The organism is Novosphingobium sp. BL-A-28-Hi1-0D (genome assembly GCF_055521755.1).
Genome location: NZ_CM145502.1, coordinates 2,800,086 through 2,812,939, shown reverse-complemented (window position 1 = coordinate 2,812,939; position 12,854 = coordinate 2,800,086). Strand labels below are relative to the sequence as shown.

Annotated in this window: 11 protein-coding genes; 6 read left to right on the top strand and 5 right to left on the bottom strand. The window is 57.7% G+C overall.

The genetic code is table 11. The annotated features are described in order from the left end of the window. The first annotated feature begins 252 nt into the window (after positions 1 to 252). Positions 253 to 903, top strand: coding sequence for a TetR/AcrR family transcriptional regulator (locus ACZ1JW_RS13660; RefSeq protein ID WP_465140957.1), 651 nt, complete (start codon positions 253 to 255; stop codon positions 901 to 903). Between the two features lie 333 nt (positions 904 to 1,236). On the opposite strand, the gene ACZ1JW_RS13655 is transcribed toward ACZ1JW_RS13660, so the two are convergent. Then, positions 1,237 to 2,610, bottom strand: a complete 1,374-nt coding sequence (locus ACZ1JW_RS13655; RefSeq protein WP_465140956.1) for a hypothetical protein — start codon at positions 2,608 to 2,610, stop codon at positions 1,237 to 1,239. A 117-nt stretch (positions 2,611 to 2,727) separates the two neighbouring features. Continuing rightward, positions 2,728 to 3,102 carry an NIPSNAP family protein gene (locus tag ACZ1JW_RS13650; RefSeq protein ID WP_465140955.1) on the bottom strand — a complete coding sequence of 125 codons (375 nt, stop codon included), beginning with the start codon at positions 3,100 to 3,102 and terminating at the stop codon, positions 2,728 to 2,730. Between the two features lie 350 nt (positions 3,103 to 3,452). Between ACZ1JW_RS13650 and ACZ1JW_RS13645 the strand changes: the two genes are divergently transcribed. The 4 genes from ACZ1JW_RS13645 (at position 3,453) to hpaD (ending at position 7,478) form a co-directional block, all read left to right on the top strand. After that, on the top strand, positions 3,453 to 4,022 hold the full coding sequence (locus ACZ1JW_RS13645) for an NADPH-dependent FMN reductase (RefSeq protein WP_465140954.1): 570 nt from the start codon (positions 3,453 to 3,455) through the stop codon (positions 4,020 to 4,022). Between the two features lie 49 nt (positions 4,023 to 4,071). After that, positions 4,072 to 5,016: a helix-turn-helix domain-containing protein gene (locus ACZ1JW_RS13640; RefSeq protein WP_465140953.1), complete on the top strand. Its 945-nt coding sequence runs from the start codon at positions 4,072 to 4,074 to the stop codon at positions 5,014 to 5,016. Between the two features lie 123 nt (positions 5,017 to 5,139). Further along, positions 5,140 to 6,591 carry a 4-hydroxyphenylacetate 3-hydroxylase N-terminal domain-containing protein gene (locus ACZ1JW_RS13635; protein ID WP_465140952.1) on the top strand — a complete coding sequence of 484 codons (1,452 nt, stop codon included), beginning with the start codon at positions 5,140 to 5,142 and terminating at the stop codon, positions 6,589 to 6,591. 41 nt (positions 6,592 to 6,632) lie between these two features. Beyond that, positions 6,633 to 7,478: a 3,4-dihydroxyphenylacetate 2,3-dioxygenase gene (hpaD, locus tag ACZ1JW_RS13630; protein ID WP_465140951.1), complete on the top strand. Its 846-nt coding sequence runs from the start codon at positions 6,633 to 6,635 to the stop codon at positions 7,476 to 7,478. Positions 7,479 to 7,624: 146 nt separating this feature from the next. Here the strand turns inward: hpaD and ACZ1JW_RS13625 are convergent, their stop codons facing one another. After that, complete coding sequence (locus ACZ1JW_RS13625; RefSeq protein ID WP_465140950.1) at positions 7,625 to 8,569, bottom strand: cytochrome P450; 945 nt, start codon at positions 8,567 to 8,569, stop codon at positions 7,625 to 7,627. A gap of 409 nt (positions 8,570 to 8,978) precedes the next feature. Here ACZ1JW_RS13625 and ACZ1JW_RS13620 point away from each other — a divergent pair, with 409 nt between their 5' ends. Then, the gene (locus ACZ1JW_RS13620) at positions 8,979 to 9,491 is read left to right on the top strand and encodes a MarR family winged helix-turn-helix transcriptional regulator (RefSeq protein WP_465140949.1); all 513 of its coding nucleotides are present in this window, start codon (positions 8,979 to 8,981) and stop codon (positions 9,489 to 9,491) included. 45 nt (positions 9,492 to 9,536) lie between these two features. On the opposite strand, the gene ACZ1JW_RS13615 is transcribed toward ACZ1JW_RS13620, so the two are convergent. Continuing rightward, positions 9,537 to 10,586 (bottom strand): Rieske 2Fe-2S domain-containing protein, encoded by a 1,050-nt coding sequence (locus tag ACZ1JW_RS13615; RefSeq protein WP_465140948.1) that lies wholly within the window; start codon positions 10,584 to 10,586, stop codon positions 9,537 to 9,539. 148 nt (positions 10,587 to 10,734) lie between these two features. Continuing rightward, positions 10,735 to 12,756, bottom strand: a complete 2,022-nt coding sequence (locus tag ACZ1JW_RS13610; protein ID WP_465140947.1) for an MFS transporter — start codon at positions 12,754 to 12,756, stop codon at positions 10,735 to 10,737. Positions 12,757 to 12,854 lie beyond the last annotated feature (98 nt).

Genomic DNA, 12,854 nt, shown 5'->3' with positions numbered 1-12,854 from the left:
AATCAGCGATTGAGTCCTCACTTGCCTCTCCAATACAGAAACGATACGTAGGCCAAGAAACAGTCGGAATGGCATGAGCATGATCATGGCGCGGTCGCGGTCTGCTACGCTTAGGGACGCCTTTGTAGGAGAAGGCCTTGAGCGGAGAACGCCATGTCGGAGCGGGTGGTTGTCAGGCGCCCAAGCACCTGGCGGGGCAAGGTTTTCGACCATTCGCCAGTAAACAGCATTTTGTTATCAAGGTAGAGTTTAATGGCCACCGCGAAAGCTACGAAGCAAGTGATGACAATTGGCAAGCCTGTAAGGAATGCTGGGCGCCCCCGGAGTGAGGCAACGAAGAAGGCAATCCTTGAGGCAACAATTTTGCTTCTGCAGGAACAGTCAATCCAAGCGATCACTATTGAAGCCATCGCCCGCGAAGCAGGGGTTAGCAAGGCAACCATTTACCGGTGGTGGCAATCGAAGGCGTCTGTCGTCATTGATGCTTTCATAGAGCATCATATCATGCATACCCCGATGCGCCATGACATCCATCCCGCTGAAGCCTTGCTCCAACATTGGCAGTTGTTTGCCCGGCAGTATGCAGGCTGGGCAGGACGTATCGTCGGCCAGATACTTGCCGAAGGGCAATCCGATGCAGATGTCCAACGACAATTCCGGGAGCGATTCTACTACGGCAGGCGCGCAGTGGTTTACGAGGCAGTTGAGAGACTGAAGAGGGAGTACCCTTCATTTCCAAACGTCGATACGGAAATTCTTACTGATATGCTCTATTCATCAGTGTATTTTCGCCTTTTTTGGGGGCACGGCCCAATCGATGAGAGATTCATTTCGGAATATCCTCGCCAATTTTTTCGGTTGCTTGATATCGAGTTCGATAGCGAAGGGCATGTAAGGGCCTGAACGCGGATCGCAGCACACGGTAAAGGAGCGTTGGCGCAGCGCCGACAGACAGTTGGCTTCCATGAAAGACATTAAACTTCTGCGCATGCGCCCAACGTCCATGTAGAAGTGCTCGTTTAACGTGCGGCCCCGCGTCCAGCTTCTCCCATCCTACGTCGTCCAGATGACGCAACGCCGCCTTCACCCCAAGTGGTTCCGACCAGCCCAAGGCTATGCCTGCACTGGGCAAGCAAATAGTGCTGTTGGATCATCGGTCACACAGTCGGTCACAGCGCCCGGTTTGATCTCGTTCCGATCTTTGCGGGTTCGGTGGTCGGTGGTCTGCCCGAGAAATCACGGCGCGGTGACGTCAGCGCGGCGATTGTCTGGCTTGAACGGCAACACGATTGTCTTCGCGCGAATGCTGCGCTGGTTAGACTGATCGACGCCCCAGGCCACTTCAACCTCGACCTCCGGCTCGGCAAGATCGCAGTCGATGTGAACGAAGGAGATCATGCGCCGTAAGTTCGGGCTATAAACCCGCGAAGTGGCGCAGCCGACTTCCTTACCGGCTTTGGTCACTGACAAATACTCGGCAGCGTATCGCCGCGGCATGTCCATCTGGGGGGCAATCTCACCACCCTCGAACAGCGAGGCAAACACATCGACAACATCACGCGTGTCCCAGACCAATCCGAGCAAACGGCGGCGTGGCCCCCCTTCGGCGAGTTCACGGCGAAGCGCCTCGGCACCGATGAAATCCTTTCGTTCGACCACCTTGCGTGAACACCAGTTAAGCTCGAAGGGTGACCGGAACATGTCCTCGATCGAATTGTGGTGGTAAGTGCCGAGCACTTTCTGACCGCCTCCGGAAACGGAAATGTTCGATCCGCCCGGTCCGCCGATCGAAGCCGGCATGTAATCGAACCCGGCGGTGGCGATCCCCGATTCAATGTGTGACAGGACCTGGCACCGCATCCCGAGCGGCTCCAGGCCGATCGGCAATCCGGCGAGATATATCGCTTCCCACACATTGGCACCTTCACTGGTTGAACCATGTATTTCGTAGCCAAGCTCGCCGCTTATTCCAGTGCGCAGGATTCGCACCGGCGCACCGGCAATGGTTGCGTGGCACCAGTGATTGAAGGCGAGGTGACGCAGATTGTCACGTGCCGCGGCTTCAAGAATGTCGATCGATTTCGGGCCTTGCAATTCGAAGATGAACAGGTCCGGTGTGACGAGCCTGGCACCGACATCCATATAGAACTGCTCGGCCTGATAGACAATCCATTCGCCTCCACCGGCGGTATAGTAATACTCGTTCTCGGATATTCTTCCGAGAACGCCCTCTGTTGTGACCTTGCCGTTGTGATCGGTCAGGACATAGTGACGGATACGCCCGATCTGGAATTTCGAGAGATCGGCAACCCCGATAGCTTCCAGAAACCGCGTCGCATCCCGGCCGGTGATCTCGACTTTGGAAATGGCGCTCCAGTCGCCGATGAAAGCCGTGCTGGTGTGGGCCGAAGCCTCCTGGAGCCATTCGCCATACTGCCATGCGATGAACGTATCGCCCCACCTGCGCCAGACGCGGCTTGCATTGACCTTGTCCATCGCTGGCGCCGCGGAGCTGAACACCGGCCTCCGATCGGTCGAAAATGGGAGATCGGGCTGATCATGTTGTACGAAGAAATCGCGCTTGAACTGATCAATGTCGAATTTGTACATGGCAGGGTCAGCTCCGGCTTAGGTTCAGTTGGTCTGAGAGTGACGGCATCAAATTTCGGGCAATGCCCTGTACCGTCCGGAAAGTAGTCGCGTACGGCTGCGGCGACGCGCCCTGCACTACAGCGTGCAGTGAACTGGCGCCTCTCGGGGCGGCTGACAAATTTCTAGCAAACAGCTTAGGCGGTCGCGGAAAAAGGGAGCCGGCTTCATGATGCGGGTGCGCTGGGCAACAACGATCCCGCGCACTTGACGCCAATAGGCCGCAAACTCAGGATCGGCCTTCATCGCCTCCCGGTTCAGATCACGCGCGTCGAGGCTCTCATGAATCCACATATGAATGACCTCGTTAAGATCGCCGATCTCACTGGCGTAGTATCCCAGCATGTGCTTGATGTAGCGCTGTTGTGGGACCAAGCCCTTGGTCTCGTAAAGCTCCAGATATTCTGCAATCCGACCCGGCATCACGGTGTAAACTCTTTCTTCGACGTACATGCCAATCTCCTTGCGGATCATCCCAGCTCAACGGCTTTTCGAGAGCTTGCGTTCACGGCGATCGAAACTAGCCGCAGCCTCATGCCACAGCGGGGCCTATTGCTCCTAACGGCCTTATATTGAACGGACCGTATTGTAAAAGCGATTTGCTTCGTCCTGCAAGCCCGCCTCACGCCGGTCGGCAACGCAGCCGTCTTTGGTCAGAAAGGGGCATGTTTTTAGCGGGAAAAGACAAGAGCGATCGCTGGATCCCGCGAAGCCAACCTGCGGATATTGCGTAACGCAGCGTATTGAATTAGACTCAGCCGACCGAGTCTTGACGACCTCGGCGAACTCTCAGGAGTGCAGCTTTGCAGACGAAAATCATGGTCCTGTCCGGGTCACTTCGACCAGGATCCTTTAACTCCACGCTATGCGAAGCCTTTGCCCGTGAAGCCGAGAATGCCGGGGCGCTCGTCACGCGTTGCTCCCTCGCGAATTTCGCGGTGCCGATTTACGATGCCGAAATCGAGGAGGCAGGAATTCCGCAAGCGATCCTTGACCTTCACGCACTTTTTTCCGCGCAAAACGGAATTTTCATCGCGACGCCGGAATACAACTCGTTCCCCTCCCCGCTCATCCTCAACGCACTCGATTGGATGTCCCGAGTTCGTCACTATGAAGGCGGCATGGAAGAGGCTTTCGAGACACCGCTTTTTGCCATCGGGGCGGCCTCGCCGAGCCCAGTTGGCGGTTACCGTGCGCTGACGGCATTCCGCCAGAAGTTGAGCCTTGGGCTCGGAGCGTTCGTCATACCTGCCATGGCCGCAGTCGCCGCTGCCTTCAAAGCCTTCGATGACGCCGGAAATCTTGTCGCGGAGCACGACCAAAAAGCGCTCCGGCTCGTCGTGCAACAGCTGCTGGCGAAGGCTGGTGGCTAACCGCCCGTGCGGAGATGAGGTGGCGGGACACAGTCTAGGTGCATAAGCCGTGGCCTTGAACGTCAATCCGTCCGCCCAGGCCATCCCGGAGGAAGCAAGCGCTATTCCCAGTATCGACCTGGCAGAGATCCAGGTCTGCAGCTTCCGCAACCACGAAATCCAGTATGGAACCATAGCTGCGCTTTCGGAAATCCTCGGCCGCAGTCCGATCCCGCACCGGCATGACAACTACCTGCAAATTCATCATATCATGAAGGGCTCGTTCGAGCTCTTGAACGATACGCGCCGCACTGAAGCGAACGGCCCGGCAATCTTTGTCACCCCTGCAGCGGTGCCGCATGCCTTTTCCTTCAGCCTCGATGCAGGTGGCCACGTACTGACCCTGAGCCAGCATTTGGTGCGCCGCATCCTGGAGCGGGACCGCTCACTGCCCGGGCCAGAGGAACTGGTCCCGTTTTGCATCGAGATCAAAAATTCCGATTGCCTTGCGGTGCATGCCACGCTCTCGACCCTCTATGGCTTGCTGAACAGCGAACTGGACGAATCGCGGCGCTGGGGAACAGCGATCTGTGAAGGGTTGGTCCAGTCAATCCTCGCGCTGACTTTGGACATGCAGCCTGGCCATGGCGGCGGCCCGATCAGCAGTTCGAGCCAGAAATTGGCGCTTTATCGGCGCTTTCTCGGCCTCGTGGAACAGCACTACCGTGATCACCGATCGGTATCTTTCTTCGCGCAGCACATGGGGATGACAGAATGGCACCTGTTCGAACTTGTCCAAGCGTGCGGCAACACAACTCCCAAGTCCCTGCTCAGAGAGAGATTGCTGCAGGAAGCGAAGCGGCAGCTCGCTTTTTCAACCGCCAGCATCAAGGAAGTGGCCGCCCATCTAGGCTTCTCAGACACAGCTTACTTCTGCCGCTTTTTCAAAATGAAACTTGGAAACACTCCCACCTCGTACCGCAGACAGATGCAACAGGCCGAAGCCCATTCCTAGGAAAGTACAACACAATCACAGGAGCCGCCATTGGCATGACCGAGCAGTCGGCTCAGTCAAACACCAGTAACTGTTAAGCGAACGAGCCTCGCATCGTTCGCGCAGTCAGAGGGGTTGGAAGCCATGGCAGCAAGGAACGCGCAGCAATTCGTCGACGGCCTCAACGACGGCCGCAATGTCTGGTTGGGAGCCGAACTGGTTGCCAATGTGGCAGCTCATCCAGCATTGGCCGGTTCGGCGCACGGCATTGCCGGCTATTTCGACTGGCAGCACAAATTTGCCGACGAGTGCCTCGTGCCCGATACCGTTACCGGTGATCTCATGAACGCCAGCCTCATAGTTCCGCGTTGCGCCGAGGACCTCGAGAAACGCCAGCGCGCGTTCGAGCGGTTCTCCCGCTATTCGGTGGGCATGCTTGGACGGACACCCGATTACGTCAACGTCACGCTTGCGGGTTTTGTCGCCCGAAAAGATATTTTCTCCGCCGGCGACATATCCTTCTACAACAGGCTCGAAGGGTTTCACCGCGAAGTCGTCGAAAAAGACCTCTCGATGACCCACGCCATCATTCAGCCGGCGATCGACAAGAGCATCGGCGAATTGCAGGGCGTGAACGCAGAAATCGCTGCGAAAGTCGTAGGACGGAACGAGAATGGCGTGATCGTGCGCGGTGCGAAGGTCCTCGCCACGCTAGGGCCGTTCGCGGATGAGATGTTCGTCTACCCCTCCGCTCCGCTGGCTCCGGGCAGCGCACCCGAACACGCGCTGATGTTCTCGATCCCCGTCAACACCAAGGGCGTGATCCAAGTTTGCCGCGATCATTACGGTACAAATCGCAGTGTCCAGGACAACCCGTTTTCTGCGCGGTTCGATGAACAGGACAGCTACGTCATCTTCGATGATGTTGAAGTACCCTACGAACGGCTGTTCATCGACTGCGATCTCGAGGTGTACAACAGCGTTCGTGGATCCGGCTGGGCCGCCAATGTTTTCCAGCAGACCTCAACGCGGGCAGCCGTAAAGCTTGAATTCGCCTATGACATTTGCACCGCCATGGCAAAAATCATGAATGTCGACAAGCGTGCGGATTTTGCGATGCGTCTCGGCGAAATCTGGGCATATTCGCAGATGACCCGCGCCGCGAACACAGCCGGACGCGCCAATGCGCATGAATTTGGCACATCGGGCGCATTCTTCTGTGATGATCGGCCACTGCGGGCGCTGCGTGATCTCATGCCAACCTGGATGGCCCGCATGGCCGAATTGATGCGTTCGATCGGCGGTCACAATTTGCTTGCGACACCTTCCCTCGACGCTTTTGAAAACGAGCTCATGCGGCCCCTGCTTGAAAAGTATCTGCCAACCGCCAGTGGCGACGACCCTCACGCCCGCGCAACGATCTTCCGAATGGCATGGGATTTTATCGGGTCTGGCCTTGGCGGCCGCGTCGATCTCTACGAGCACTTCTATCTCGCCAGCCAGCCGACCAACTTCACTCGGGATCACACACAGCAACAGGCCGAGGGTGCCTTTGGCATTCTAGAAGAGTTTCTGCGGGAAAGCATGCCCGCCTGAAGCGTCGCCGTGGAATTCGCTAGAGGAAAGGAGCAGGTCCCGTGGGCGAGATCATCATGGCGGCCAAAGTCACGCATGTCCCTTCGCTGCTGATTTCCGAGCGACCGGGCCCAATTTTCGGGTCCCGGGACGAAGCCATTGCTGGTCTGCGGGAGATTGGCCGGAGGTGTGAAGAACGAGGGGTCGATACCTATCTCGTTTTCGATACCCATTGGCTTTCGAATTTTGGCTGCCACATAAATGCAAAGGCTCGTCACAAAGGCATCTACACCAGCCATGAAGCCCCACACATGATCCAGGACCTTGAGTATGACTACCCTGGGGATCCGGAGCTTGGAGACATGATCGCGGCTGAATCTGAAAGCGCCAGCGTGGAAATTCTCGCCCACAAGATAGATTCTCTGCCGCTGGAATACGGAACGATCGTGCCCATGCGCTACATGAACGCCGAAGGTCGACGCAAGGTCGTCTCGGTCGCCTCATCGCTGTTCGCATCCGTGGAGGAAAACCGGCGTATCGGCGAAGCAGCGCGCCGCGCCATACTGGCGTCCGACCGCAAAGTGGCGGTGATTGCCAGCGGGTCTCTGTCCCACAAGCTCATCGCGAATAGCCAAGTTGGCGCCAGCCAGTGGGATTCGCCAGCTCCGGAATTCAACCGCCAGATGGACATCCGTGTCCTCGGGATGTGGGAGGAGCGGCTCTATGCGGAATTCTGCTGGATGCTTCCCGACTATTCGACCAAGTGCAACGGCGAAGCATTGATGGCCGATACCCATATGCTGTTCGGACTGCTCGGATGGGATCAGTACGCCGGCAGGACCGAAATCATCTCGCCCTACTTTGCTTCAAGCGGAGCTGGGCAAATCAACGCCGAATTTCATCTGTGAGTGTCGCTGTGGGCACGCGCAGGACCAGCGCGTGATGCTAAGCCACTGTCCAACGGTGGCGGAAACTTTGCTCGCAATGGCCGTCGGCCGCCCTCTGCTGGGAGCCGCTGCTGCTTCAGCGGGGCTCCCAGCAGCGTCAGCCCGCCTTAGGACCGCCCGCCCTGGCTCGGAGTGAAGACTGCGTCGACCGATTTGGGCCTGATGAAGGTCCCGTCGAGATACAGATACTCGATCTCGTTGCTGGCGAGCCGGATGTCCGGCAGGCGCGCCATCAGGGTGCGGAAGGCTATGGCAACCTCCATGCGAGCCAGCGGTGCTCCCGCGCAGACATGCCGGCCACCGCCAAATCCGAAGTGGGGCTTGGCCGGGCGTTCAGGGTCAAATTCGTTGGGCCGGTCAAATATTTCAGGGTCGCGGTTGGCCGCTGCATAACACAGGCGGACGGTAGAGCCGGCAGGAATGGCAATGCCGTCCACATCGGTTTCTTCAACCGCGGTTCGCTGGAATGCGTGGAACGGCGGGTTCAGGCGAACGGTTTCCTCTACGGCTGCAGCCAGCAGCGCATCGTCAACCAGAATCCGGTCAGCCAGCTCCGGCCGCTGCAGGACGTGGAACAGGAACGAGCCGAGCGTTGAAGTCGTGGTTTCATGGCCAGCGGTAAGGAACCCCGACATGAATCGCCCCAATTCGCCTTCATCCATCCGGCGACCACCAAGTTCAGCATGGGCAACAAGCGAAAGGTAGTCATCTGCCGGATTGGCTCGGCGATCCAGCACTTCATCCAGCACCATGTTGCCAAGATCCATGATAACCTTTCGGCGCGTTTCCGGATCCTTGCCGAACCCGCCGGCGACCTCGCGGATGCGATCAACCGACACATCCTTCACACCGACCGCCGCACACATGACGAGCACTGGCAGACTGTGGGCAAAATCCTTCATCAGATCGCAAGTGCCGCTGTCAGCGAATTTGTCGATCAATTCATTCGCAATGCGTGCGATCTCATTCTGCAGCACCTTGAGGCGAGCCGGAGAGAGCGCTTCCATATAAAGCCGCTTCGATCGCATGTGGTCAGGGGCTTCCTGCTCCAATGCAAAAAGCCGCGGAGCAGCTTCGTCAGCGGGGAGCAATACGCCTTTGGCGGCTGACGAATAGACCTTGCCGTTGCGAGTGGCCGCAGCGACATCCTCGTAGCGGGTCAGCCAATAGAAACCGCCGAGGGCCTCCGTACGGTGGACAGGACAGCCCCGCATTTCGCGGTAGGCTTCGTGCATCGCTTCGCTGCTGGCAAAGTCCTTTGGGCTCTTTGCGAAAACCGGCGCGCTTGCAGCTGCCGGACTGACTTGATCGACCATAACCTCTCCCTTGTTTGCCCGCCCGCTTGGATGGGTCGGAGCCCAAAAACGTAACGATGCGTATCGCTATACCTAAGGCCTATCGTTGTCATCACAACAAAAGGCGGGAATTGGAGTTTTTCGCAAACCTTGGTAGGCCAGTCTCATGAGCCGCGAACCATCCTTTGAACTGTCATCGCCACACGCCGCCAGTCCAAGAAGACGCCAAGAAAGGACGGCCTTTGACTCCGCCTTGACCGTACGCCTTGTCTCAGCTGCGGCCGCCGTTGAGGAATGTGCAAAATTAATTCTGAGTGACAGCCATTTCATTGGACTGACCGAGCTTCGAATTATTGCCTATTTGGCAGAATGCCCTAGGGTCTCGGTGAGCGAGATTAGCCGGGATCTGCAAGTAGACAAAGCCTGGATCAGCCGACTGCTGAAACAGCTCGAGAACCGAAACCTTGTGGACCGCGTAAATCACGCACTAGATCCGCGGCAGCTGATCATTTCTCTCACTCGTGAGGGCGAAGCTTTTCATGCCAGTGTAATGGCCCGCGTCGGGCCCTATCGACACCAGATTACCGAATCCATCGATGAGGATGTGCTGATTGGCTTGCTCGACCGGCTGGATCAAAACATCCGTCATCTGAATACCCGCTTGCGCACCGGCGCATAAATCGAACGGCAGCCGCAAAGGCCCGTCGGCAAGCAGTGAAGATTCTCACGCCTCCGTTTCGCGTTTCATCCAGATTTCAACGATACGCCTTGCAGCGACGGCGGCCGCATCTGCCTTCACGCTGCGTTCGCCCTGACCTCCGCGCCGCGGCGTTCGCGTTGTCATGACTTGGACCTGTTCAAGTATTACCCTGTCCTCATCAAACCCGTTTAGCAGAATTTCTGCAAATTGATCCATTTCTTCTGCACTAGCGGCATGATTTCTTCCGACAACATAGAAGTAAAGCATGTGTCCTCTGTCAACCGGCGTGGCCAGGTGAGCAAAGAAGGTCTTGCCGCTCGAAACGGTCGGATGATCGGGATCAAACATTTCAGTCGAGCTCTCGTGAGCGCTCGGCGAGAGGAATTTTCCCTGTCCGACCCGGTTCCAAGGGGTGCCCGGAGCCACGCCAATTGAATGCGCATAACCGGGGGCCAACGGACTGCGGATGAACTCCTGTCTATAGCCCACCGTTTCACCGTCCTGAATGACCTGCGGCGGATCCGCCCAGTCCATGATTTGGAAACTGTTGCCATGGACATAGGGTAGATGCGTCAGGTCGAGGACATTTTCCTTCAAAAGCAGATAGTTCGCCGCAATCTCCATCACGCCCTTTCGCGTCGCAAAGCTCGGGTCGGTCATCCAGCTGAACACTGGCGGAGGCGGCACCAAATCGATCTGCGCCTTGTCCCCCAAGTATATCCAAACTAGAGGACCTATTTCGCGTACCGGAAAGGTTTCCACCCGCAGCGGAGCCGGTCGCGCCATCGAGGGAACCTTGATGCAGCGCCCATCAGCTGCAAACTGAAATCCGTGATAGCCGCACTGGATGGCACTGCCGCAAACCGTGCCGGATGACAACGGAGCTTGGCGATGGGGGCAACGATCCTCAAGAGCTGCCATATGCCCGTTTTCCGTTCGGAACAAAACGACAGGCGTGTCCAGCAGCCATCTGCCCAAGGGCCTCGAAACCACTTCATCAGCGAATGCCGCGATCCACCAGCAGTTCAAGGGATAATTCCGCTCGGCCGTGTTTGACGCATTGAGGTCCACCATCTCAATCACTCCGTTGATTGACTGGATACGAAAATTACCATCCACCCATTTTCAAATGCCGATATATTCGAGAGTCTGATGAGTGCAGAATCCAAAGCTTGGCGTTACTCTGGGCAGCACAGCATGGCGGCCGAGTTGTTGGCAGCACTCAAGCTCCTGCTTCGGCGAGTGCGCGGCGGACTGCTTCCTGCACGGGAATGCGCTGCAGGATGAGTTCCTTGATGCGACCCTCAACAGCAATCGACTTGCGGGCCTTCTGGATTGCCTCATCAACCTGCGACGGCTTGATCGCGATGGCACCGTCATCATCGACGACCAGCCAGTCACCAGGCTCAATCTTGATGCCGTACATCACAACGGACGCCAAGGTCCGTCCCGGCTCCTGCCGGCGCAGGTTGACTGGCGTGAGCCCCCTTGCGCAAAAGGTTGCGGACATCGCCGCGAGCGCGGAGCGATCACGAGCAAGTCCATCCACAATCACGCCAGACAATCCGCGGTTCACCACATTGGTGGCGAGCAAGTCACCAAGGTAGGCCGTATTGCCTGGCCCGCGAATGCAGAGGAAGTCCGTGGGCTCCGCCGCTTCGACCGCGACAAACACCGGCTGCAGCGATCCTTCGCTGCATTCCGCCGTAACGACCTTGCCCGCTGCCGTCCCCGTCCCGCTGAGCCGGACAAGACCAGGCTCCAGCACACCCCTGCCGCCAAGCGCGTCAGAGAGATGGCAGGTGGAAAGATTGAGCAGTGCTGATCGAATTTCCGACATTCTTCTGGCCTTTGCAGTCGAATGCCCCACTGATGCAGGGTCGATTGACGAATATGAGGGGCGCCCGGCGTGATTGAATTGTTGCCTGCGGCTCTCGTAGCCACGCTGGAAGAAAGCACAGGTGGCAAGACCGATAAGTATGGCCGGTGTCAGGACGACCAGCAACGAGCTGCCCAGCGCGTTTCCGTTGCCGAACACATAGTCGTTCACAAGGGCAACCAGCGTCGCCCCGGTGCCGATCGCCAGCAATCCCGCCAGCACGAAATGAACAGAGGCAGCCCGCCCGCGAAGATTGGCGGGCGTAACGTCGTGAATCGTGGGCACTACGCTCGCTAGGCCAAACCCGCTGGCGGCCATGAACAGGCCGTCCCATGCCAGTGCCGTGCTAGCAGCCGATGCAAAGGCAATGCCGATGAGGCTCAAGAGAGCCACGGGCAACCAATAAAGCCCTGCCCGGAAGCGCCCCCCTCTGACGCCCCTTTTGACAAAGCGATCGCCCGCAAAGCCGCTGGCAATGCAGCCAACAACGCCTCCCACCGCATTGACAGGTCCCAGCATTACACCGGCATCGGCAGGACTTATGCCAAACTTGCGGACAAAGTAGGATGGTATCCATGATGCCAAAGTGACACCGGCGAAAACCGTCAGCGCAGACACAAGATGAACCGCAAAATGCACGCCTGGAGCTTGCCGAAAGTGAACAAGGAGCGACCCTTGCCCCGGCTTTCCAGAGGTTTGGGGAGACTGCTCCCGACGGGGCTCGCGAACAGCGAACAGCAGTCCAGCCAGCAAGATCCCTGGCAGCCCGATGATGATGAGTGTCGCCTGCCAGTTCGCCGTTGAGCCGAGCAAAGGTAATTGGGAAGTTCCCAGCCCTCCGAGAGAGCGCAAGACCAGCCCGCCCACCAGCATGGAGCCGCCGCCGCCAAGGTAATTGGCCATGTTGTACGTGCTCATCGCCCGCCCCCGCTCAGCTGGCGCAAAATAATCCGCGATCAGCGAGAACGCAGCGGGAGCCAGAAATGCCTCACCGATCCCGACACCGGCGCGGGCTGCAAACAATTCCCAGAAGGAGGTCGCCAAGCCACCTGCTGCGGTCATCACGCTCCACAGTGCTACGCCAAAAACAAGCAGGTTGCGGCGATTGGCGCGATCAACGAGGATTCCACTGGGATAGCCGAACGCCACGAAAAAGACGGCGAATGCCGTTCCCTGCAACAGGCTTGCACCGGTGTCCGTTATACCCAGGTCTTCTTTGATAGGCTCGATAAGCAGGGCAATGATATTGCGATCAAGATAGGATACAATCCCGACAATCAGAAGAACGACAACGACGAACCAAGGATAGGCCTTTGTTGCCCCCTCGGCGTGGCGGCCAGAAGCAGCGTTTGGAAAAGCATTCATTCACCGATCCTCGCCCTCGGCCGCGCACACTTTAGAACCATGCGGCCCATAATGTGGGAACAAGCTACAAAAACCAGCGCAGCCAGATTTCTGATGCG